Below are 21,494 nucleotides of genomic sequence, written 5' to 3' on the forward strand. Positions count from 1 at the left end.
GGAGCACCGATGAGCAAAGCCTTTCGATTGCAGTCAAAATTTCAGCCCGCTGGCGACCAGCCTGCTGCTATTAAAGGGCTGATTAGTGGCCTGGAATCTGGGCTTGCTCACCAAACGCTGCTTGGCGTGACCGGGTCGGGCAAAACCTTCACCATGGCCAACGTGGTGGAACAGCAGCAGCGTCCTACCATTGTGATGGCGCCGAACAAGACCCTGGCTGCTCAGTTGTATGGCGAATTCAAGGCGTTTTTTCCGGATAACGCCGTAGAGTATTTCGTCTCCTACTACGACTACTACCAGCCGGAAGCCTATGTGCCTTCCTCGGATACCTTTATCGAGAAAGATGCCTCGATAAACGACCATATCGAGCAGATGCGGCTTTCGGCCACCAAGGCACTGCTAGAACGTCGCGACGCGCTGATTGTGGTGTCAGTCTCGGCGATTTACGGCCTCGGTGACCCTGACCAGTACCTTAAAATGCGCCTCCATTTCACCCGTGGTGAATTGATTGATCAGCGCGCATTTTTGCGCCGCTTAGCGGAGCTACAATATACCCGCAATGATATGGATTTCCGCCGCGGTACTTACCGGGTTCGCGGGGATGTGATCGATATTTTTCCCGCTGATTCCGACGAAGAGGCGGTTCGGGTAGAGCTGTTCGATAGCGAGATCGACACCATTCGCCTGTTCGATCCGCTCACCGGTGCCGTGCGCGGGGAAGTCCCGCGGATGACCATCTATCCCAAGTCCCACTACGTTACCCCGCGGGAAACAATTCTAGGCGCCATTGATGACATTAAACAGGAACTCAAAGAGCGCCTTGAATGGATGCGTAAGCACGAGCGGCTGGTAGAAGCGCAGCGTTTAGAGCAGCGCACCCTCTATGATATCGAAATGATGCTGGAGCTGGGTTACTGCAACGGTATCGAAAACTACTCCCGCTATCTCTCTGGCCGTGCGCCGGGCGAGCCACCGCCGACCTTCTTCGACTACCTGCCCGACGACGCGCTGCTGTTTATTGACGAGTCTCACGTCAGCGTGCCCCAGGTAGGCGGCATGTATAAAGGCGACCGCTCGCGCAAAGAGACGTTGGTCGAGTATGGCTTTCGGCTACCCTCGGCGCTGGATAACCGGCCCATGAAGTTTGAAGAGTGGGAGTCAATCTCTCCGCAAACGATCTTTGTCTCCGCCACCCCAGGTCGTTACGAGGGCGAGCACGCCAGCCAAACGGTAGAGCAGGTGGTGCGGCCCACAGGGCTGCTGGACCCTGAAATCGAAGTGCGTCCGGCCAGCACCCAGGTAGACGATCTGCTTTCGGAAATTGGACTGCGCACTGCGGTAGGCGAACGGGTGCTGGTAACCACGCTCACCAAGCGCATGGCGGAAGACCTGACCGAGTATTTTGACGAGCACGGCATACGGGTACGCTACTTACACTCGGATATCGATACCGTTGAGCGGGTTGAGATTATTCGTGATTTACGCCTGGGCAAGTTTGATGTGTTAGTGGGCATCAACCTGCTACGTGAAGGCCTGGATATTCCCGAAGTGTCGTTGGTGGCGATTTTGGATGCGGATAAAGAGGGCTTTCTGCGCGCCGAGCGCTCGTTGATCCAGACCATTGGTCGCGCGGCCCGTAACGCCCACGGCAAGGCGATTCTTTATGGGGACCGGATTACTGATTCGATGCGCAAAGCGATCGATGAGACCGAGCGGCGGCGGGCGAAGCAAACCGAACACAACCTTGAGCATGGTATTACACCGACCACCGTGACGCGGTCGGTGGCCGATATACTTGAAGCCGCCCAGGCGCCAGGCAAGAAGAACAGCCGTCGGCGTGGCAACGAACGTAAAGTGGCGGAAAGCGCTGCAGAGTACGATGTCACTACTATGAGCAAGCAAGACCTGCTGGGGGCCATCAGTAAGCTTGAGGATGCCATGTTTGAAGCCGCACAAAATCTCGAGTTTGAAGAGGCCGCGCGGCTGCGTGATCAACTCCACCAGATGAAAGAAAAACAGCTGGCGCTGGGCTAACGGTATGCCGGAAGGCCCAGAAATTCGCCGCGCGGCGGATCGTATTGAACAGCAAATAGGTGGGCGGGTGATTGGCAATGCCTGGTTCGCCTTTCCAGAGCTTGCCGAGCAGGCCGCGTCACTGATCGGTATTCGGGTTTCTCGGGTAGATACCTGGGGCAAAGCCATGTTGATCCGTTTTGCCGACCAGCGCGTGCTTTACTCCCACAATCAGCTTTATGGGGTGTGGAAGCTGCATAGTGAGGATAAACCGCCCAACACCAAGCGCACCCTGCGTGTTCGACTTACAGCAGAAGGGCGTAGCGCCAGTCTCTATAGCGCATCGGATATTTCCCTCTGGCATGCAGACAATCTCACCGAGCACCCTTTCTTAGCCCGCTTGGGCCCTGATTTGTTGAGCCAAGAGGTGGCTCCATCCGATGTGCAGCAGCGCCTGAATTTGAAGCGATTTCATAAACGCAGCCTGGGGGCACTGCTGCTCGACCAGGGGTTGGTCGCCGGGCTGGGTAATTATTTGCGCTCTGAAATCCTGTTTTTCTCTCAACTGCCGCCAAGCGCTCGACCGGTGGATTTGACCCCAGAACAGCAGCAAACCCTGGCTGAGTGCATCATTGACATTACCCGCCAAGCCTACCAAACCGCAGGCGTTACCAATCGTGAGGCCTGGATTGCCCAGGCCAAAGCCGCTGGCGAGACGCGCAGACAGTGGCGTTTCGCGGTTTTCGATAGGGCAGGCCTTGAGTGCCACCGCTGTGGATCGGTGATTGAGCGCAAAATGGTTGGTTCGCGGCGGCTCTATCTCTGCCCTCACTGCCAGTCAGGATAAGCAGCGCTGGCTTTAATATTTTATACCGTTATCTTGCTGGTAAAAACGCACCTGGATCAAGCTTTGATGAAGTAATCAGTTCTACCCCGCAGAGTGCTGCTGCGTAAGGGCCAATACGGTATACTGGGCTCACGCTAAGACGGCACTTCCGCAGGCGCGGACGAAAGCCGCTAACTAGACGATAACCTAGGAGCAATTAGTCCATGACCGTGATTCGCCAGGACGACGTTATTCAAAGCGTTGCCGATGCTCTGCAGTACATCTCTTATTACCATCCCAAAGATTTTATCGACGCCATGGCGGCCGCCTACGAGCGCGAAGAGAACCCCGCCGCCAAAGACGCTATTGCTCAGATATTGATTAACTCGCGTATGTGTGCCACCGGGCATCGCCCGATTTGCCAGGATACCGGCATCGTCACCGTGTTCGTTCACGTGGGTATGAACGTTACCTGGGAAGCGGATATGAGCCTGGACGACATGATCAATGAAGGTGTTCGTCGCGCTTACCTGCTGCCGGATAATATCCTGCGCGCTTCGGTGCTGGCGGATCCCGACGGCAAGCGGGCCAACACCAAAGACAACACGCCGGCGATTATTCACCACTCGATTGTGCCCGGTGACAGCGTCGATATTCACGTGGCCGCGAAGGGCGGTGGCAGTGAGGCAAAATCCAAGTTTGCCATGCTTAACCCCTCCGACAGCGTGGTTGATTGGGTGATGGAACAACTGCCGAAGATGGGCGCAGGCTGGTGTCCGCCCGGTATGCTGGGGATTGGTATCGGCGGCACCGCTGAAAAGGCCATGCTGATTGCCAAAGAGGCGCTGCTGGATCCTATCGATATTCAGGATTTGCAGGCTCGCGGGCCCAGCAACCGTGCTGAAGAGCTGCGTTTAGAGCTGTTTGATAAGGTCAACAAGAGCGGCATTGGTGCGCAGGGCTTAGGCGGCTTAACCACCGTGCTGGATATTAAAGTCAAAGACTATCCAACCCATGCGGCCAACAAGCCCGTAGCGATTATCCCCAACTGCGCCGCGACCCGTCACGCCCACTTTACGCTGAACGGATCTGGCCCCGCGGTACTTGACCCGCCCAAGCTTGAAGACTGGCCAGAAATCACTCGCGAGGCGGGCGAGAACGTCAAACGCGTCAATCTTGATACGGTAACACCTGCTGACGTTAAAACCTGGCAGCCTGGTGACACGCTGTTGCTAAACGGCAAACTCTTAACCGGCCGCGATGCGGCCCATAAGCGCATGGTCGATATGCTGGCCAAAGGCGAGCCACTGCCTGTCGATATGCGTGGCCGCTTTATCTACTACGTTGGCCCCGTTGACCCGATTGGCGATGAAGTCGTCGGCCCGGCAGGCCCCACCACCGCCACGCGTATGGATAAGTTTACCCGCACCATGCTGGAAGAGACCGGTTTGCTGGGCATGGTCGGTAAGGCCGAGCGTGGTCAAACCGCCATAGATGCCATCCGCGATAATGAAGCGGTTTACTTGATGGCAGTAGGTGGGTCGGCTTACCTGGTTGCCCAAGCGATTAAGAAATCTCGGGTTGTAGGCTTTGAAGATCTTGGCATGGAAGCAATCTACGAGTTTGAGGTCGAAGATATGCCGGTAACCGTTGCCGTTGATAGCCTGGGCACATCGGTACATCAAACCGGACCGGCGAAGTGGAAAGAGATTATTGCCCAGTCGGCATGATGGAGTGGTAAGCTTGATTAGGCTTGAAACGCATAAGTTTTGAAGGCATAAGGGCCTCGCTGATGGCGAGGCCCTTGCTTTATGAGGACGTTGATATGACCTCCTGGTTGCTAGGGACCGGCATCTTACTGATACACGTGCTAGGCATTGTCTCCGCGATTATGGCACTGATGTCCAGCCGCACCTCCCAGGGGGCCGTGGCATGGATCATATCGCTACTGACGTTCCCCTATGTGGCGCTTCCTGCTTACTGGTTTTTCGGGCGACCGCGTTTTTATGGCTATGTATCTGCCCGAGGCCAGCGGGACACCGTGCTACGCCGGGTGCTGGTGCGCTATCGGGCCAATGTTCAGCCTTATGTGGCCCCCTCCAGCAGTGCGGATATTCAGGCGGTGGAACAGCTTGCCATGATGCCGCTCACCCATGGCAACCAAGCGACACTGCTCATCGATGGGACCGCGACCTTCGAAAGCTTGTTTGACGGTATTGATCGCTCTGAGCAGTATGTTTTGCTGCAGTTCTTTATTGTCCGCAATGATGCCCTTGGACAGCGCCTGAAGCATCATTTACAGCGTGCTGCCCAGCGTGGCGTACGGGTGTATTTTCTTTACGATGAGGTGGGCAGCCGTAAATTAGCCGATAGCTATCTCAATGATTTAATCACTGATGGGGTCGCCGTGAGTGCCTTTCGCTCATCGCGGGGCCTTAAGCATCGTTTTCAGCTTAACTTCCGCAATCATCGTAAAGTGACCGTGATAGATGGCAAGGAAGGCTGGGTAGGAGGCTTTAATGTTGGGGTCGAGTATCTCGGTGAGAATCCACGCCATGGGCCTTGGCGGGATACTCATCTTAAGCTGGAAGGGCCCAGTGTATTGGGCTTGCAGGAGGCTTTTTGGGAAGATTGGCATTGGGCCACCGATGAAGTGATTAGCCTGAACTGGTCCCCGGATACATCGCCCACCACCGACCATCACGTGGTTATTGTGCCTTCTGGGCCCGCTGACCGCCAGGACACCGCCAGCCTGCTAGTGCAGCAGGTTATTCATAGTGCCAAGCAGCGGCTATGGGTGACCAGCCCCTATTTCGTTCCCGACCAGGGAGTTCAGGACGCGCTGCGCCTTGCGGCGATGCGCGGCGTCGACGTTCGGGTGATGATTCCGGAGCGCCCCGACCACTTGTTGGTTTTCCTCTCTGCATTCTCATTTCTACCCGATATGTTAAGGGCGGGCGTTAAAATATACCGTTATCTTCCTGGGTTCTTACATCAAAAAGTCATGCTGGTCGATAGCGAGGCAGCGACGGTGGGTACTGTCAATTTGGATAATCGCTCGTTTCGGTTAAATTTTGAGATTACCGCGTTTATACCAAGCCGCGATTTTGCGACCAGCGTCGAAGAGATGCTGGAAAAAGACTTTTCACACTGCAGGCGTGTGACCATTGATGAAATTAACCAGCGTCCGGTGTGGATGAAAGTCGTCTCGCGTGCGGCCTATTTAATGGCCCCGGTTCAATAATTAAGTTAGCCCAAAAGGAAATCCAACATGCGTGAAAGCAGGGTGATACAAGGAGTCATGGGGTGAATCTTGAAACAAAATGGCTGGAAGATTTTGTAGCGCTGGCCAACACGCGCAGCTTTTCCGCATCAGCACGCCAGCGACACGTTACCCAACCGGCATTTAGTCGCCGTATTCGAGCGCTGGAGCAGGCCGTTGATGTCACTTTGGTGGACCGTTCGACGACCCCCGTTGGGTTAACGCCAGAAGGGCAGCTGTTTCTGGTCACTGCGCGCAACCTGGTTGAGCAATTAAACGAATCGCTGAGCCATTTACGCGGCCTGTCAATTGCCAACGAGGCGCTGGATATTGTCGCCGCGCACTCTTTGGCGCTGAGTTTTTATCCGCCTTGGATCTCCCGCCTGCAGCAGGGCTTGGGCGAGCTGCCGACTCGCTTGGTCGCCATGAATGTGGGCGAAGCGATTCATGTGCTGCGGGAGGGTAACTGCGATCTGATGCTCGCTTATTACGACCCCTTTGCCACGATGCAGCTAGATGCCGAGGTCTTTCCTTCGTTCTCGATTGGTAAGGTCAATATGCTGCCCGTTTCGTTGCCCGACGAGCATGGCAAAGCTAAATTTTCACTCCAGCACGACACTTCTATCCCCTATCTTTCTTACACTCAAGGGGCTTTTTTAGGACGCAGTGTGCGCATGCTGCTCAAGAATGATCCGTTGCGCATGAAGCTACGCACCGTTTACGAAACCGCCATGGCCGAAGGTTTGAAAGGGATGGTGCTACAAGGCGTTGGGGTGGCGTGGATACCCGATTTTTGTATTCGCGAGGAGTTAAAAAGCGGCCGTTTGGTAAGGGCGGGCGCGCCGAGTTGGGATATTCCTCTGGAAATTCGTTTATATCGCTGCTCGATGGTGCATAAACCTGGTGTGGAGCGTTTGTGGCGGCAGATGATGAAGCTGCCGCGAGACTTTCTTCAGGCCTAACTTGGTGAAGGGTGAAGGGTGAAGGGTGAAGGGTAGAAGTCTAGCCACTGCCAAAATCGGCAGGTAGTCCTAAAAAGTTCTGAATGATAAAGAAGTGATCTTCAAACAGGCTGTCGGGTTCAAGGTCGGCAAGCGCTACCCATCGTGCATGATCGCCGCCTTTGACAGGTTTTAGGCGCGGCAACTGCTGATCAGGGCGTAGCGCAAAGTAGAAGGCTTCTGCCAAGGTGCGTCCGCGCCAACTGCGGTGGGGCTCATCAAACAGGCGTTGGCCTCGCAGTGAGCCCTTGAGTACCGGTTCCGGAACCTTCAAGCGGATGCGCTCGCGAAGCTCGCGCAAACAGGCGTCCAGTAGTCGCTCATGAGGGTTAATAAATCCCCCTGGCAGGGCATAAAGGCCTTTTCCCGGTGCCGCGGTGCGCCGCACCAGCAGCACATGGCCAGACTGTACTACCACCGCATTGACCGTGACAAAAATAGGTGGATAAGGCGCGTGAGCCCATGCCTGACGGTACTGATCCAATAATTGCTGCTCTTCCAGCAGTCGTTGATAGGCGCGTTCATTGCAAAAGTATTTGACGCTCGCCACTACGCCCGGCGGTAAATCGTGATACGCCCCGGTACTCAGGTAGTCATCCGTAGAACTGGGGGAGCGAAACAGGCGCTCGCGTATTTGACTGGCGGAAATACCCTCCACCGACGGTACGCTGACCGACTCCCACTGTGGAAACAGTGACAGGTAGTAGCTTGATTGGCCTCGACTGGCTCCAATCAAGCCAATGCGCGGTAGGCGGGCATTGGCAGGCGCAGCTAAATCGCGCACTTTGCGCTGCACGTCGCGCACCCAAACGTCGTCGTTATAGAGGGCATCGAGTAGCGGGGTGATTTCTAAGCGTTGATTCTCCGTGTCGTCAAAGCCCGCGCGCAGCATGGCTTGACGCTCATCGAATCGCCAGGGGTTACGCAGTGAGCGGGCCTGCCAAGAGGAGCCTACTAACACAATGACCTGCCGCGCGCGTTTAAGCGCCTCACGAATAATGGCCAGATGCCCCAGGTGCGGCGGCTGAAAACGACCAATAAACACCAAACAGTCGAAGTCGCAGGCGGTGGCGGAGTGCGAAGTGTCAGTGGCCATCCAAGCTTCCTTTTTCGTTTGGTAATCTCAGAGATGCAACGTACCAGAAAACTGCGCTAAACGCTGTGGTTAGGTATGCTAGAAGAAATAGGCGATTGATAACGCTTGTAAAAAGCCTCACTAGCATCAGTACCAGTACACAGGGAGCGAATATGATAAAGCGCACCGCTATCTTTTGGTGGAAAGTAGTCCAAGACGCCACGTCGCTATGGTTGGAGCGCAATGCCTTTAGCTACGCGGGCTCACTAGCGTTCTATACGCTTTTCTCCCTGGCGCCTACGATCATTATTGCCGTCACAGTGATTGGGGTTGTAATGGGTGAAGAGGCAGCTCAAGGGCAAATTGTTGCTCAGCTGCAAGGAACATTAGGGGTCGACGCAGCGGTCGCCATCCAAGAAGCCGTCGCTCAGTCGAGAATTGAAGAGTCCGGTATTTTGCCAACACTATTAGGCGTGGGGGCGCTTGTGATCGGTGCGACAACGGTATTTGCCCAGATGCAGTTCTCGCTTAATACCATTTGGGGGGTAACGGCAAAGCCTACCTCTAATAGTGCTTTACGGTTTATTAAAAGTCGCTTGCTATCACTAACGGTGGTGCTCTCTATTGGGTTTATATTACTGGTCTCACTGGTGATGGGCGTCGTGCTGCGAGGCATGTTGCAAGCAGCCGATAATTTAGTCCCCTATGCCAGCTTGTTAACGACATCCGTAGAGTCGCTGATCTCGCTGGGCGTTGTCACCTTGCTGTTTGCCACTATTTTTAAAGTTCTGCCTGACGTAGTGCTACGCTGGCAGGATGTGCTGATTGGCGCTGTGGTAACCGCCGTGTTGTTTACCCTAGGCCGCAGTGTGATCGCGATTTATCTAGCCTATACGGCAACAGCATCCACTTATGGCGCCGCCGGGTCGGTGGTAATGATTCTACTCTGGGTCTACTACAGTTCGCTTATTCTTTTATTTGGAGCAGCGTTTACCCGAAGCCTTTTATTGGCTAGGGGTAGGGTGATAAAGCCAAGGAATTCAGCGGTTTTGGTGCGAAGAGAGATGATTGATTAAGTGCTATTTTGGCTTTGATGGGTAAGCGTTAGGCACTAAGATCAAGGGCCGCTGTGGCGGCCCGGGGGGTTAGGTGGAAAGTTCGTGCTTAATGGCAGTGGCTACAAACTGATTAAGGCTTTGCCCCTTGGCGGTGGCGGCATCGACGGCATGTTTGTGCAGGTCTTCCGGTAAGCGTACTTGAAACTTACCAGAGTAGGACTTGGTAGGTTCAATACCGCGCTCTCGGCACTCATCCAGAAAGACACGCAGCGAAGTCTTGCCTTCATCGCGAAGTTTGGCAACGCTGTCGGCATAGAAATCTGCTCCGCCGCTTAGGCCGGTAAATTCGCCGCGAAATAGTTCAATGTCGGGGTCGTATTGAATAACGGCGCGGTAGCCGTCAATGATCATAATGTTATTCACGGTGCTTCTCCGTTCTTTTCCAACCATTTGCGTATGCTTGCAACTGCGCCCTTGTCGGTATCTGGCGAGGGGTGGGGGCGGTGAAAGACACGCACTTCGCCAAACAGCACTACTGCAATACGTGAACCTTCTCGCTCCTGGATGTCTGCGCCCATTGCCTTGAATAACGATTCAATATCACCCCAAGCAATGCTGCCAGGAGTAGGGCGGCTGAAAATAGCGGCCAGTGTTTTGGCATGTTTTCGATTCATGCTAAAATGATACTAAAATATAGTACCATTCACAAGCTAAGGAGAAGAGTATGAGCGATTGCTGTGTACGTGCTCTAGTGACCGGTAAGGTGCAGGGTGTTTGGTATCGTCGTGCTACTCAAGAGAAAGCCCTTCAACATAGCATTACCGGCTACGCCAAGAACTTGCCCGATGGCCGGGTTGAAGTCTTGATGTGCGGCCACTCTGACGCGGTCAAGCTGCTGAGTGAGTGGCTATGGCAGGGCTCAGAGGGGGCGCGGGTTACCCACGTCGCACTCGACGTGCTGGATGGTTGCCACGCCCCGGACCACTTTGCGACCCAGTGATGTTAAGAGGCTTTCCAATGGGCAATATTGTTCGCCGTTAGGCTGACAATAGTCTGGCGTGCCTCTGGGGTGATCCAGGCATTGTGAGGCGTGACAATTAAGTTGAGTGGCTCGCTGAGCGCATCCAGCAGCGGGTGGCCATCTCTGGGCGGCTCGGCGGGCAGAACATCAACCCCTAACCCACCTAGTTTGCCACTGCGTAGCGCTGCCAGCGCAGCGACTTCATCGATCACCCCGCCGCGGGCGCAGTTGACCAGTATCAGCGACGGCTTGGCGCGCGCTAAGCGCTCGCGATTGATCAAATGCTTGGTAGCCTCGCTTAGCGGGCAGTGCAAACTAATCACATCTGCATCGGGTAACAGATCATCCAGGGCAGGGCGCTTATCATTCGCTTCATTACCAGGACGGGCGGCAAAGGTGACCTGCATGCCAAAAGCCTCTGCCAAGCGTGCTACTTCAGTGCCAAGCTCGCCTTGCCCGACCATCACTAACTGTTTGCCTGACAGCTGCAGTGTTGGGTAATCCTGCAGACAGAAGAAAGCACTGCGCTGCCACTCGCCTGCGGCGACATCGCGTTGGTAGAGGGGAAGGCGATTGGCTAATGTCAGCATTAGCATCAAGGTGTGCTGGGAAACGCTGGCGGTGCCGTAAGCCGCAACGTTTTTCACTGTAATGTTCTGCTGTTTTGCGGTTTCAAGATCAATGTTATTGAGGCCTGTCGCCAATACGCATATCAGCCGCAGGTTGGGCAGCAGTTGCAAGGTCTCGGCATCCAGCACCACCTTGTTCACAATCGCTATGTCTGCACCGGCCAGGCGCTCCCGCGCTTGCTGGGTCGTGCTTTGCTCAAACACCTCCAGGTGTGAGACCGACTCTCGGATAGCGTCTAAATTGATCTCCGGGCCGAGGCTTTCTGCATCCAGTATCACCGCATGGGGCATTTTCTTCTCTCCATTAACTGCCGAGGGCTGTATAACCTTGCTCGCCAGGGGGCACAAAAGGGTATAATGGTAGCGCTTTATCAACCGCAGCCTTGGAATTTACCCCGACTGGCCACATATTGCAGCCTGGCAGCGTTTGTGTTCGCCACTGTCCTCTAAAAGAACCAAGCTTGTCAGGGTTGAGCTTATTAGGAGTCATCAAGATGCCCATCTACGAATATGAGTGCAAGGCCTGCGGCCATCGCATGGAAAAATTGCAAAAAATTAGCGCCGATCCTCTCAAGGATTGCCCTGCATGCCAAAGCGATGGCTTGGAACGGCTTGTCTCGGCAGCGGGATTCCGTTTGGCTGGCGGCGGTTGGTACGAAACCGATTTCAAAACGGGCAGCAAAAAGAATCTCGCTGCTGATGGCAAAACTGCCTCTGCAGATGCTGGAAAATCCAGCGATTCCAGTGCTACCGCCAAGAGCGTTACTCCCAAAGACAAGGGCGCCGCGGCATAGCCGCGGCAATCAGGGTCGAAACGACCCGCAACACTTACATTGCCACGCAACAGAACAGGATTTGACATGCGCAGCCATTATTGCGGCCAGCTGAACGAAACTATGGTGGATCAAACGGTTACGGTATGCGGATGGGTTCATCGCCGCCGTGACCACGGTGGGGTAATTTTCCTCGATATGCGCGACCGCGATGGTATCGCTCAATTCGTGGTTGACCCTGATACCGCCGAGGCGTTCGCTAATGCTGACCGTGCCCGCAGTGAGTTTGTCCTGCGCATCACCGGTCGCGTTCGGCTGCGTCCAGAGGGCACCCAAAACCCCAACATGCCAACGGGGATGATTGAGGTATTGGCAAAAGATGTCGAAGTCCTCAATACCGCCATTACCCCGCCATTCCAGTTGGACGAGCACAACAAAGTGGGTGAAGAGGTGCGCTTAAAGCATCGCTACATCGACCTGCGTCGCCCGGATATGATTGAGAAGCTGCGGCTGCGCTCGCGTATTTCTCACAACGTGCGGGCGTATCTCGAAAACCAGGGCTTCCTGGATATCGAAACGCCGGTACTCACCCGTGCCACGCCAGAAGGCGCCCGTGATTACCTGGTGCCCAGCCGTACCCACGCGGGTAGTTTCTTTGCGCTGCCCCAGTCACCGCAGCTGTTTAAGCAGCTATTGATGGTGGCGGGGTTTGACCGTTACTACCAAATTGCCAAGTGCTTTCGCGATGAAGACCTGCGCGCCGACCGTCAGCCTGAGTTTACCCAGATTGATATCGAGGCGTCGTTTGTGGAAGAGAGCGACATCATGGGCATTACTGAAGCCATGATTCGTCAGCTTTTCCAGGACGTACTAAAAGCTGAACTGCCTGAGTTTCCGCGCATGACCTGGCAGGAAGCGATGGATCGTTTCGGTTCTGATAAGCCGGATCTACGTATTCCGCTTGAGCTGACCGATGTTGACGACCTTATGCAGCAGGTTGACTTCAAAGTCTTCTCTGGCCCCGCTAGCGCAGATGATGGTCGCGTCGCGGCATTGAAAGTCCCCGGCGGTGCCAAGCTGTCGCGTAAAGAGATTGATGAATATACCAAGTTTGTTGGCATCTACGGTGCCAAAGGCTTGGCGTGGATCAAGGTCAACGAGCGCGCCAAAGGGCTTGAAGGTCTGCAGTCACCGATCGTCAAGTTTATGGAAAACATCGTTGAAGAGCTGCTCGACCGCGTGGGCGCAGAAGATGGTGACATTATCTTCTTTGGCGCCGATAAAGCTCGCATCGTTAACGAGGCGATTGGCGCGCTACGCGTCAAGCTAGGTGCTGACCTTGAGCTCTACACCCAGGAGTGGGCACCGCTATGGGTAGTCGACTTCCCGATGTTTGAAGCCGACGACAACGGTCGCCTGAGTCCGCTCCACCACCCCTTCACGGCGCCTTCCTGCACACCGGAAGAACTGAAGGCAGACCCTGCCAATTCACTTTCCCGCGCTTACGACATGGTGCTCAACGGAACCGAGTTGGGCGGCGGCTCTATTCGTATCCACGACCAAGCCATGCAAAGCACCGTATTTGAGATTCTGGGTATTGGCGAAGAAGAAGCCCAAGAGAAATTCGGCTTCTTGCTGGATGCGTTGCAGTATGGCGCGCCGCCCCATGGTGGCTTAGCCTTTGGTCTGGATCGGTTGGTCATGCTGATGGTCGGTGCCAAAACTATTCGTGAAGTGATCGCCTTCCCGAAAACCCAAAGTGCTGCTTGTTTGATGACCAACGCGCCGGGCGAAGTTAGCCCCGAGCAGTTAAAAGATTTAAACATCCGCCTGCGCCAGAAAGCCAAAGCAGAAACAGCGACGGAATAAACCGGCGGGTTAACGACACTCAACACCGACGCTCCGGCGTCGGTGTTTTTGTAAGAGTACTGAGGCCATGGAAGAGCAAAAGCCCACTTTACCTATCCGCATCTTGGGCATTGATCCCGGGTCACGCGTGACTGGCTACGGGGTGATTGATGTTGTCGGTGCCAAGCCCTGCTATGTGGCCAGTGGTTGTATTCGCACAGCGGAAGGGGCGTTAGAGCAGCGCTTGGCACAAATTTACGCTGGTTTAAGCGAAGTCGTCGGTTTACATCGCCCATCCCAAGTGGCCATTGAACGGGTCTTTATGGCCAAGAATCCTGATTCAGCGCTGAAGCTGGGCCAGGCCCGAGGGGCGGCGCTGGTGTGCATGGCCAACCATGGTTTGAGCCTTGCCGAGTACGCCGCGCGACAGATCAAGCAGGCCGTGACCGGTCAGGGCGGTGCGGATAAAGAGCAGGTGCAGCATATGGTAACCGCTATTCTGCAGCTCTCTGCTACTCCTCAAGCGGATGCTGCAGATGCGTTGGCCATTGCATTAACGCATGCTTATAACGGTTCTGCTTTTAGCAGCCAGGGCTTGTCTGCTTCGCCATCCCTGGGCCGTCGTCGCTCCACGGGGCGCTGGCGTCTTTAATCGCCCGCGTACCGATGGCGCTACTACTGGTCACCTGTACAGAGTCGCTTTATAGTAACCCTCTATTTTCAGCCTGGTGCGAGCGACTTTATGATAGGACGTCTAAGTGGACAGTTAGTGGCGAAGCAGCCTCCCTGGATTGTGATCGATGTTCACGGCGTAGGATACGAGCTGGAAACCTCAATGAATACACTGGTCGCACTTCCTGCAGTCAACGAAAGTGTTTCATTATTTACCCATTTGACTATTCGTGATGACGCCCATCTACTGTATGGGTTTGGTCGTGAGCATGAGCGTGCGCTCTTTCGCGCATTGATTAAAGTCAACGGCGTAGGGCCTAAGCTGGCACTGGCCATCCTGTCGGGTATGGATGAAGACGCCTTTATGCGCTGCGTCCGTGATGATGACAGCAAAGCGCTGACAACTTTGCCAGGCGTGGGTAAAAAAACCGCCGAGCGGTTGATTATTGAAATGCGCGACCGCTTCCCTGAGTGGGAAGATGGCAGCGATGCGCTACTGCCCCTGGAAGCCACTAATGGCCGTGCTGCTGCTCGCGATAGCTTGGCTGATGCTGAGGCAGCACTGGTCAGCCTGGGTTATAAGCTTACTGAGGCATCTAAGATGCTTGCGGATATTGACCCCAACCAGTCCACTGAAGCCCTCATCAAAGCGGCGTTGACCCAACGTATGAGTGGCTAAGTGAGGCCCAAGCTGCCGTCCAAATTCGTTAATTTGCCTAGATATTAAGAAGAGCACCTATGCTAGAACACGATCGGCTGATCGCCGCTGAGCCTGAGCAGGGTGAGGGGCGCATTGATTACGCTATTCGCCCTAAGCGGCTGGATGACTATATTGGCCAGCCGCGTGTGCGTGAACAGTTGGAAATCTTTATTGGTGCTGCTCGGCTGCGCGAAGAGAGCCTGGATCACACCCTGGTATTTGGCCCCCCAGGGTTAGGTAAAACGACCCTCGCGTATATTATTGCCACCGAGATGGGGGTCGGTATGAAATCGACTTCCGGCCCGGTGCTCGAGCGGGCTGGCGATTTAGCCGCCATGTTGACTAATTTAGAGCCCGGTGACGTACTGTTTATTGACGAAATTCATCGCCTTTCACCGGTGGTAGAAGAAGTGCTCTATCCCGCCATGGAAGATTTTCAGCTCGATATCATGATTGGCGAAGGGCCCGCGGCGCGTTCGATTAAGCTCGACCTTCCGCGCTTTACATTAGTCGGCGCGACTACCCGGGCAGGATTATTAACATCACCACTACGTGACCGGTTTGGTATCGTTCAGCGCCTTGAGTTTTATAACCTGGAAGAGTTGACTGAAATTGTATCGCGTTCGGCGCGTTTGCTAGGTGTCGAGACCAGTCATGAAGGGGCGATTGAAGTCGCTCGCCGTTCGCGGGGTACGCCGCGGATTGCCAATCGGTTATTACGCCGGGTACGTGATTACGCAGAAATGAAGGGTAATGGCATCGTCGATGTGGCCATTGCTGACGCTGCACTTAATATGCTTAATGTGGATCACCACGGCTTAGATCATATGGATCGACGGTTGCTGCTGGCGATGATCGATAAGTTTGACGGTGGTCCCGTGGGTATTGATTCGCTTGCCGCCGCGATTAGCGAAGAGCGCGACACCATTGAAGATGTGATTGAGCCCTATCTGATTCAGCAAGGGTTAATAATGCGCACATCTCGCGGTCGTGTTGTCACCCGTCAAGCCTGGCTGCACTTTGACCGTGTACCCCATGAGCACGCGACCGATATGGAAGGGGAGCGCCGTCCGTGAGCGGTTACATAAGCGAAAGCTACCGACTGCCGCTGCGTGTTTATATGGAAGATACTGACGCAGGCGGTATTGTCTACTACGTTAACTACTTGAAGTTTATGGAGCGTGCGCGTAGCGAATGGCTTCGCCAGTTGGGCCTTGATCAGCAAACGCTGCTAGACGAAGGTACACAGCTAGTGGTATACCGCTTGCCCTGTCACTACGCGAAACCGGCTTGCCTAGACGATGCGCTGGAAATTAGCGCTTACGTTAGCGATGTTGGGCGTTGTCGAATGACATTTGAACAGCGGGTTTGGCGTGATGAGGAACTCCTTTGCTCTGCCACAGTCGAGATAGCCTGCTTGAGCACCGAGCGTTTGCGACCCAAAGCATGGCCAGCAGCGCTTAACGTTTTGACCCGGGCCTCTTAACCAAGAGGTCATTCACTGCGTCGGCAATACCGACCTTAATAGATTGATGAGGGCACCTGTGAACGATAACACCATGTCCATTCCCCATTTGATAATGAATGCCAGTACAGTAGTGCAACTGGTAATGCTACTACTGCTGGTGGGGTCGATCCTCTCTTGGGTAGTGATTTTTCAGCGCAGTATTGCACTGGGCCGTGCCAAGAAAGAGTACAACCAATTTGAGGAATCCTTTTGGTCAGGTGTCGACTTAAACGAGCTTTACCGTGAGATCCCCGCCGATGACCCGCGCCATGGCGCCGAACACATTTTTCAAGCTGGTTTTCGCGAATTTAACCGTTTGATGCCTAAAACCCGCGACCCGGATACCGTGCTGGAAGGTGTGCAGCGCAGTATGCGCGTGGCGTGGTCGCGGGAAGAGGATCGCTTAACCCAGCACTTGGTCTTTCTTGCCACAGTGGCCTCTGCGAGCCCCTATATCGGCCTGTTCGGCACCGTGTGGGGCATCATGGGCTCGTTTCAGGCCCTATCCCTAACCCAACAAGCGACTCTAGCCACGGTGGCTCCCTGGATTGCCGAAGCCCTGATTGCCACAGCCATGGGGCTGTTTGCGGCGATTCCGGCGGTAATTTTCTATAACCGTCTGTCCAATTCATCATCTCGCCTACTGGGCAAATACGAAGACTTTGCCGAAGAGTTCCACGCTATCCTGCACCGCAATTTGCAAGGTCGTGACGGCAAATCGAGCGCCAGCTAAGGGAGAGAGCTATGCAAGGACCGTTCAATCGCAGTAATAAAAGCAAGCCGATGGCGGAAATTAATGTTGTTCCTTTCATCGACATCATGCTGGTACTACTGGTGGTTTTTATGATTACTGCGCCCATGTTGACCCAGGGCGTACAAGTTGAGTTGCCGCAAGTCACCTCCCAGCCTATTGATGCCCAGGAAGATAATGATCCCATCATTATCTCGGTGGACAGCGACGGGGGCTACTTCATCACGCTGGGAGAAGACTCCACATCGGTTACCCTGGACGAGATGTCCCAGCGGGTGACGACGATTCTTGAGCGCCGTCCAGGTACACCGGTCATGGTGCGCGGTGACCGTAACGTGGCCTACGGGCAGATTGTCGTCTTGATGAGCACCCTGCAAGGCGCCGGTGTGGCTAATGTGGGACTGCTTTCTGAGCCGCCGCAAGATGGGTAAGGGTAAGCAGCACATGGCACCGGAAGCCCCGCGCGATCCTCAAGATGTTGGCTATAAATGGCCGACTTTTCTGGCAATAGGCGTGCACGTCGCGATTGTAGCGTTTAGCTTGATCAGCCTGCCTAGTCGAAACACAGAGCCTGATAGCTCCTCGATTGTGCAGGCGACACTGGTCAGTACTGAAACGTTTACTGATCAGGCTCAGCAGGCCACAGAAGAGCAGGCGGCGTTGAATGCGCCCGCGGAAGCCCCTGCCGAGCCGCAAGAGTCTTCAGCTAGTGAGGAGGCTTCTGCCAGTGAACAGCAGGCTGCTGCCGAGCAGCAAGCAGCAGAAGAGGCAGCCCAGCAGGCGGCAGAAGCTGAGGCGCAAGCGTTAGAAGAAGCGCGTGCGGCTGCAGAGGCTGAAGCCCAGCGCAGAGCAGAAGAGGCGGCTGAGCAAGCTGAACAACAAGCAGCCGAAACGGCTGAACGTGAAGCCGAAGCGGAAGCTGCCGCGCAGCGCCAACGCGAGGTGGAGGAGGCGCAGCGCCAGCAGGAAGCCACAGAGCAACAGCAACGCGAAGAGGCCGAAGCCGAACGCCAGCGCGAAGCGGAAGAACAACAGCGCCGGGAAGCGGAAGAAGCCGAACGGCAGCGTGAAGCGGCAGAACAGCAGCAGCGCGAAGAAGCTGAAGCCGAGCGCCAGCGCGAAGCTGAAGAGCAGCGCCTTCGCGAGCAAGAGGAGGCACAACGTGAGCGCGAGGCCGAAGTACAGCGACAACGTGAAGCTGAAGAGCAGCAGCGTCGTGAAGCGGAGGCAGAGCGTCAACGTCAAGCGGAAGCAGCCGCAGAGGCAGCCATGCAGCGCCAGCTTGAAGGGGAGGCCGAAGCAGCTGCCAATGCTCAGCAGGCGGAGCAGGCTGCGAATAATTTTAGCAACTTAATGAAACGAGCCATTGAACAAGCCTGGATAATTCCCGGCGGATCAAGTGATAGTATGCGGGCTTCTGTGAATGTGCGCCTGGGGCCGTCGGGGGAGGTATTATTAGTAAACGTAACATCATCAAGTGGCGATAGTGCCTTTGATCAATCCATTGTTCAGGCGGTTGAGCAAGCGGCACCGTTTTCTGAGCTACTACAATTATCAGAAGATCAACAGCGCGAAGTCCGACGTAATATCACTTTGAACTTTTCCCCAGGGGGAGTCCGTTGATGCAAACTCAAGTGTTAAAGAAATTGTGGTTATTTTGCTTGCTGATCACTTTTAGCAGTGTGGCAAGTGCTAACTTAACCATTGAAATCACGCGAGGCAGCGATCAAGCACTGCCGATAGGTGTTGTGCCCTTCGCAGGCTCAGGCGGCCTGCCTGAAGATGTTGCCCAGATTGTTCAAGATGATCTTGAACGGAGTGGCTACTTTGACCCATTGGCGCGCGGCGATATGTTTGAGCAGCCTAGCGAGTCCGGCGACGTAGAGTTCGGCACTTGGCGTTCGCTAGACGTGCGCTATTTGGTGGTCGGTACGGCAGAGCAGACGGATGGCGGTTTTGAACTGCAGTTTGAGCTAATGGATATTAGCGGCCAACGCCGGATGATGGGTGAAACCGTCACCGTTAGGGGCAATGACCTCCGTGGCGCAGCGCACTATATCAGCGACCAAATCTTTGAGGAGATTACTGATATTCGTGGTGCCTTCTCGACCAAGATTGCCTACGTCACTGCCCAAGGTATTGGTGACAATATGCAGTTTGGCTTGTACGTTGCCGACGCCGATGGTCGTCGCAGCGAACAGGTGTTGACCTCGGATGAACCGATTATGTCACCGGCGTGGTCGCCTGATGGCACTAAGCTCGCCTATGTCTCGTTTGAAACTGAGCGTCCTGCTATCTACATCCAAGATGTAGCGACTGGTCAGCGCGTACAAGCGACCTCGTTCGATGGCATTAACGGCGCTCCGGCGTGGTCACCCGATGGACGACGTATCGCCATGTCATTGTCTAAAGATGGTCAGCCTGAAATTTATATTATGGATGTTGGTAGCCGGTCCGTAGAGCGTATTACTAATAACAACAGCATTGATACGGAACCCGCATGGGCACCGGATGGACGCAGCCTGCTGTTTACCTCGGATCGTAGCGGCGGCCCCCAGCTCTATCAATATACATTGGGTGGTGGCGAGGCCCAACGGTTGACGTATACCGGTAACTACAACGCTCGCGGACGCTACTCACCCGATGGCGAGCAGATATTCTTGATCCACCGCTCTAGCCGTGGCTATCAAGTAGCAAGGCAAGATCTAAGCGGCGATCGCTTAGTGGTCTTGAGTGAATCAACAAGAGATGAATCTCCTAGTGTTGCGCCGAACGGGACCATGGTAATCTTCGCTACCCAACAGGGTAGTAGTGGGGTGCTAAGTGCCGTTTCGGCTGATGGCCGTTCATCATTCAGGCTGCCATCAGCACAAGGTGATGTTCGTGATCCAGCTTGGTCACCCTTCTTAAATTGATCCACTCAAGTGATTAACATTGAAATTTTTGTTTTCAGGCAAGGAGTCTGATTATGCAACTTAAACCGTTGGCTCGCTCATTAGCAGCAGCGCTATCTATCGTGGTAATCGCTGGCTGTTCCAGCACCGGCGGAACCCAAGACGGTGACTCGTACGGTAGCCAGGATGGCAGCACGACCGGTTCCAGCACCTCGGGTACAGGCGCGGGCAGTCAGTATGGTTCCACTTCTGGCTCAGGCGTTGGTCAGCAAGCTGATTCACGCATTCCAGAAGTACGCACAATCTATTTCGATTATGATCGCGATACGATTAAGAGCGAATACGAGTCTGTGGTCATGGCTCATGCGCGCTATTTACGTGCCAACCCTAATGCCCAGGTGGTTCTCCATGGGCATACGGATGAACGCGGTACCCGTGAATACAACATGGCGCTGGGTGAGCGTCGTGCCGGTGCAGTAGAGCGCTTCCTGAATATTCAGGGTGTCTCTCCTTCACAGATGAGTGTTGTGAGCTACGGCGAAGAGCGTCCGGCCGTCAATGGCCAAGACGAGAGCGCTTACGCTCAGAACCGCCGCGTCGTGTTTAACTACTGATGAATCCGGCGTGCGGCTAACCGCACGCCGTTTACGTCCCCGGAGTCATAATGAATCCCAGTCTCAAGCGTTACGTTGAGAGGCTGTGCGGTGCGGGAGCCTTAGCGCTCCCGCTGTCCGTATTGCCTCTTGCGGCGATCGCTCAACAGCCCCTCGTTCAAGACCTCAACTCTTCTTCAAGCAGCAGCGGTTTCTACGACCAGACGCAGCGTCAGGAAGCGTCCAGCGGCAATCTTGTACTGTTTAATCAAGTACAGGAGCACCAGCAGGAGATCCAGCAGCTACGTGGTCAGATTGAAGAGCTACGCCACCAGTTGGAGCAGTTGCGTCGCCAGTCGCAGCAGCAGTATCTCGATATTGAAGATCGTCTGATGAGCAGCGGTCCAACCCAGATTGAGCAGTCCACCCCAGCGGTAGAGCCTGAAGCTGCCGAGGAAGTGGTCAATGCGCCCTCTAGCCGCAATGTCAGTGAGGATGCCCAGGCCGACTATCAAGCGGCTTTTGCGCATGTTCAGGCGCGCCGTTTTGACGAAGCGATTGCGGCCTTTGAAGCCTTTGTTAGCGACCACCCTGATACTAGCCTAACGGCTAATGGCCACTACTGGCTGGGTGAGCTATACGCTGCAGAGGGTGAGCTGGATGCTGCTGATCAAGCGTTTAGTCGTGTAATCGATGAGTATAGCGGCAGCAGTAAAGTGCCGGATGCGATCTATAAGCTAGGCTTGGTGAAAGCACGTAAAGGCGAAGCAGAGCGAAGTAGAGAGCTGCTTGAGCAAGTACGTGATGACTACCCGCAAAGCAGTGCCGCGGGCCTTGCCAATGACTTTTTACGTCAATCAGCAAGTTAATA

Annotated in this window: 23 protein-coding genes; 19 read left to right on the top strand and 4 right to left on the bottom strand. The window is 54.8% G+C overall.

Translation table 11 applies throughout. The features are described 5' to 3' along the window. The first annotated feature begins 9 nt into the window (after positions 1-9). The 5 genes from uvrB to ACT3UM_RS11680 all read left to right on the top strand — a co-directional run bounded on the left by uvrB (position 10) and on the right by ACT3UM_RS11680 (position 7,063). Positions 10-2,034: an excinuclease ABC subunit UvrB gene (gene uvrB, locus ACT3UM_RS11660; RefSeq protein ID WP_498898933.1), complete on the top strand. Its 2,025-nt coding sequence runs from the start codon at positions 10-12 to the stop codon at positions 2,032-2,034. Positions 2,035-2,038: 4 nt separating this feature from the next. Then, complete coding sequence (nei, locus tag ACT3UM_RS11665) at positions 2,039-2,860, top strand: endonuclease VIII (protein ID WP_498898935.1); 822 nt, start codon at positions 2,039-2,041, stop codon at positions 2,858-2,860. 203 nt (positions 2,861-3,063) lie between these two features. Further along, the gene (locus ACT3UM_RS11670; protein ID WP_498898937.1) at positions 3,064-4,569 is read left to right on the top strand and encodes a fumarate hydratase; all 1,506 of its coding nucleotides are present in this window, start codon (positions 3,064-3,066) and stop codon (positions 4,567-4,569) included. 95 nt (positions 4,570-4,664) lie between these two features. Further along, positions 4,665-6,083, top strand: coding sequence for a cardiolipin synthase (gene cls / locus ACT3UM_RS11675; protein ID WP_498898939.1), 1,419 nt, complete (start codon positions 4,665-4,667; stop codon positions 6,081-6,083). Positions 6,084-6,145: 62 nt separating this feature from the next. Next, positions 6,146-7,063, top strand: coding sequence for a LysR substrate-binding domain-containing protein (locus tag ACT3UM_RS11680; protein ID WP_035579232.1), 918 nt, complete (start codon positions 6,146-6,148; stop codon positions 7,061-7,063). A 40-nt stretch (positions 7,064-7,103) separates the two neighbouring features. On the opposite strand, the gene ACT3UM_RS11685 is transcribed toward ACT3UM_RS11680, so the two are convergent. Further along, the gene (locus ACT3UM_RS11685; RefSeq protein ID WP_498898941.1) at positions 7,104-8,198 is read right to left on the bottom strand and encodes a bifunctional nicotinamide-nucleotide adenylyltransferase/Nudix hydroxylase; all 1,095 of its coding nucleotides are present in this window, start codon (positions 8,196-8,198) and stop codon (positions 7,104-7,106) included. A 152-nt stretch (positions 8,199-8,350) separates the two neighbouring features. Between ACT3UM_RS11685 and ACT3UM_RS11690 the strand changes: the two genes are divergently transcribed. Further along, a complete protein-coding gene (locus ACT3UM_RS11690; RefSeq protein ID WP_498898943.1) occupies positions 8,351-9,253 on the top strand; it encodes a YihY/virulence factor BrkB family protein in 903 nt (300 codons plus the stop codon). A 69-nt stretch (positions 9,254-9,322) separates the two neighbouring features. Here ACT3UM_RS11690 and ACT3UM_RS11695 read toward each other — a convergent pair whose 3' ends face one another. Both ACT3UM_RS11695 and ACT3UM_RS11700 read right to left on the bottom strand, forming a co-directional pair. Beyond that, positions 9,323-9,658, bottom strand: coding sequence for a type II toxin-antitoxin system HicB family antitoxin (locus ACT3UM_RS11695; protein ID WP_498898945.1), 336 nt, complete (start codon positions 9,656-9,658; stop codon positions 9,323-9,325). Beyond that, a complete protein-coding gene (locus tag ACT3UM_RS11700) occupies positions 9,655-9,909 on the bottom strand; it encodes a type II toxin-antitoxin system HicA family toxin (protein ID WP_498898947.1) in 255 nt (84 codons plus the stop codon). The genes ACT3UM_RS11695 and ACT3UM_RS11700 overlap by 4 nt, the downstream gene beginning before the upstream one ends. A gap of 50 nt (positions 9,910-9,959) precedes the next feature. Here ACT3UM_RS11700 and ACT3UM_RS11705 point away from each other — a divergent pair, with 50 nt between their 5' ends. After that, positions 9,960-10,235, top strand: coding sequence for an acylphosphatase (locus ACT3UM_RS11705; protein ID WP_498898949.1), 276 nt, complete (start codon positions 9,960-9,962; stop codon positions 10,233-10,235). Between the two features lie 2 nt (positions 10,236-10,237). Here the strand turns inward: ACT3UM_RS11705 and ACT3UM_RS11710 are convergent, their stop codons facing one another. After that, positions 10,238-11,176, bottom strand: a complete 939-nt coding sequence (locus tag ACT3UM_RS11710) for a D-2-hydroxyacid dehydrogenase (RefSeq protein WP_498898951.1) — start codon at positions 11,174-11,176, stop codon at positions 10,238-10,240. Between the two features lie 203 nt (positions 11,177-11,379). Between ACT3UM_RS11710 and ACT3UM_RS11715 the strand changes: the two genes are divergently transcribed. The 12 genes from ACT3UM_RS11715 (at position 11,380) to ybgF (ending at position 21,492) form a co-directional block, all read left to right on the top strand. After that, complete coding sequence (locus tag ACT3UM_RS11715) at positions 11,380-11,679, top strand: FmdB family zinc ribbon protein (RefSeq protein WP_027959416.1); 300 nt, start codon at positions 11,380-11,382, stop codon at positions 11,677-11,679. Positions 11,680-11,745: 66 nt separating this feature from the next. Continuing rightward, the gene (gene aspS, locus ACT3UM_RS11720; RefSeq protein WP_498898954.1) at positions 11,746-13,527 is read left to right on the top strand and encodes an aspartate--tRNA ligase; all 1,782 of its coding nucleotides are present in this window, start codon (positions 11,746-11,748) and stop codon (positions 13,525-13,527) included. Positions 13,528-13,594: 67 nt separating this feature from the next. Beyond that, positions 13,595-14,158 (top strand): crossover junction endodeoxyribonuclease RuvC, encoded by a 564-nt coding sequence (gene ruvC / locus ACT3UM_RS11725; protein ID WP_498898956.1) that lies wholly within the window; start codon positions 13,595-13,597, stop codon positions 14,156-14,158. A 90-nt stretch (positions 14,159-14,248) separates the two neighbouring features. Next, positions 14,249-14,857 carry a Holliday junction branch migration protein RuvA gene (gene ruvA / locus ACT3UM_RS11730; RefSeq protein ID WP_498898958.1) on the top strand — a complete coding sequence of 203 codons (609 nt, stop codon included), beginning with the start codon at positions 14,249-14,251 and terminating at the stop codon, positions 14,855-14,857. 59 nt (positions 14,858-14,916) lie between these two features. After that, positions 14,917-15,954, top strand: coding sequence for a Holliday junction branch migration DNA helicase RuvB (gene ruvB / locus ACT3UM_RS11735; protein ID WP_498898960.1), 1,038 nt, complete (start codon positions 14,917-14,919; stop codon positions 15,952-15,954). Beyond that, on the top strand, positions 15,951-16,364 hold the full coding sequence (gene ybgC / locus ACT3UM_RS11740; RefSeq protein ID WP_498898962.1) for a tol-pal system-associated acyl-CoA thioesterase: 414 nt from the start codon (positions 15,951-15,953) through the stop codon (positions 16,362-16,364). Before ruvB ends, ybgC begins: the two co-directional genes overlap by 4 nt. Positions 16,365-16,422: 58 nt before the next feature. Further along, positions 16,423-17,118 (top strand): protein TolQ, encoded by a 696-nt coding sequence (gene tolQ, locus ACT3UM_RS11745; RefSeq protein WP_498898964.1) that lies wholly within the window; start codon positions 16,423-16,425, stop codon positions 17,116-17,118. Positions 17,119-17,129: 11 nt separating this feature from the next. Continuing rightward, positions 17,130-17,567, top strand: coding sequence for a protein TolR (gene tolR / locus ACT3UM_RS11750; protein WP_498898966.1), 438 nt, complete (start codon positions 17,130-17,132; stop codon positions 17,565-17,567). Then, the gene (gene tolA, locus ACT3UM_RS11755; RefSeq protein WP_498899105.1) at positions 17,560-18,759 is read left to right on the top strand and encodes a cell envelope integrity protein TolA; all 1,200 of its coding nucleotides are present in this window, start codon (positions 17,560-17,562) and stop codon (positions 18,757-18,759) included. The genes tolR and tolA overlap by 8 nt, the downstream gene beginning before the upstream one ends. Beyond that, entirely contained in the window at positions 18,759-20,051 is a 1,293-nt protein-coding gene (gene tolB / locus ACT3UM_RS11760) for a Tol-Pal system beta propeller repeat protein TolB (protein ID WP_498898968.1), read from the top strand. The genes tolA and tolB overlap by 1 nt, the downstream gene beginning before the upstream one ends. A gap of 53 nt (positions 20,052-20,104) precedes the next feature. Next, positions 20,105-20,644, top strand: coding sequence for a peptidoglycan-associated lipoprotein Pal (gene pal, locus ACT3UM_RS11765; RefSeq protein WP_498898970.1), 540 nt, complete (start codon positions 20,105-20,107; stop codon positions 20,642-20,644). 50 nt (positions 20,645-20,694) lie between these two features. Beyond that, positions 20,695-21,492 carry a tol-pal system protein YbgF gene (gene ybgF, locus ACT3UM_RS11770; protein ID WP_498898972.1) on the top strand — a complete coding sequence of 266 codons (798 nt, stop codon included), beginning with the start codon at positions 20,695-20,697 and terminating at the stop codon, positions 21,490-21,492. The last annotated feature ends 2 nt before the right edge of the window (positions 21,493-21,494 follow it).

The organism is Halomonas sp. AOP13-D3-9 (assembly GCF_052379125.1).
Classification (GTDB): Bacteria; Pseudomonadota; Gammaproteobacteria; order Pseudomonadales; family Halomonadaceae; genus Vreelandella.

Coding starts and splice junctions, on each gene's coding strand:
- uvrB (WP_498898933.1), top strand. CDS start 10: ATGAGCAAAGCCTTTCGATTGCAGTCAAAATTTCAGCCCGCTGGCGAC.
- ruvC (WP_498898956.1), top strand. CDS start 13,595: ATGGAAGAGCAAAAGCCCACTTTACCTATCCGCATCTTGGGCATTGAT.
- cls (WP_498898939.1), top strand. CDS start 4,665: ATGACCTCCTGGTTGCTAGGGACCGGCATCTTACTGATACACGTGCTA.
- ruvA (WP_498898958.1), top strand. CDS start 14,249: ATGATAGGACGTCTAAGTGGACAGTTAGTGGCGAAGCAGCCTCCCTGG.
- ACT3UM_RS11710 (WP_498898951.1), bottom strand. CDS start 11,176: ATGCCCCATGCGGTGATACTGGATGCAGAAAGCCTCGGCCCGGAGATC.
- ACT3UM_RS11690 (WP_498898943.1), top strand. CDS start 8,351: ATGATAAAGCGCACCGCTATCTTTTGGTGGAAAGTAGTCCAAGACGCC.
- pal (WP_498898970.1), top strand. CDS start 20,105: ATGCAACTTAAACCGTTGGCTCGCTCATTAGCAGCAGCGCTATCTATC.
- ybgF (WP_498898972.1), top strand. CDS start 20,695: ATGAATCCCAGTCTCAAGCGTTACGTTGAGAGGCTGTGCGGTGCGGGA.
- ACT3UM_RS11670 (WP_498898937.1), top strand. CDS start 3,064: ATGACCGTGATTCGCCAGGACGACGTTATTCAAAGCGTTGCCGATGCT.
- ACT3UM_RS11700 (WP_498898947.1), bottom strand. CDS start 9,909: ATGAATCGAAAACATGCCAAAACACTGGCCGCTATTTTCAGCCGCCCT.
- tolA (WP_498899105.1), top strand. CDS start 17,560: ATGGGTAAGGGTAAGCAGCACATGGCACCGGAAGCCCCGCGCGATCCT.
- tolR (WP_498898966.1), top strand. CDS start 17,130: ATGCAAGGACCGTTCAATCGCAGTAATAAAAGCAAGCCGATGGCGGAA.
- ACT3UM_RS11705 (WP_498898949.1), top strand. CDS start 9,960: ATGAGCGATTGCTGTGTACGTGCTCTAGTGACCGGTAAGGTGCAGGGT.
- aspS (WP_498898954.1), top strand. CDS start 11,746: ATGCGCAGCCATTATTGCGGCCAGCTGAACGAAACTATGGTGGATCAA.
- nei (WP_498898935.1), top strand. CDS start 2,039: ATGCCGGAAGGCCCAGAAATTCGCCGCGCGGCGGATCGTATTGAACAG.
- ACT3UM_RS11685 (WP_498898941.1), bottom strand. CDS start 8,198: ATGGCCACTGACACTTCGCACTCCGCCACCGCCTGCGACTTCGACTGT.
- ruvB (WP_498898960.1), top strand. CDS start 14,917: ATGCTAGAACACGATCGGCTGATCGCCGCTGAGCCTGAGCAGGGTGAG.
- ACT3UM_RS11715 (WP_027959416.1), top strand. CDS start 11,380: ATGCCCATCTACGAATATGAGTGCAAGGCCTGCGGCCATCGCATGGAA.
- tolB (WP_498898968.1), top strand. CDS start 18,759: ATGCAAACTCAAGTGTTAAAGAAATTGTGGTTATTTTGCTTGCTGATC.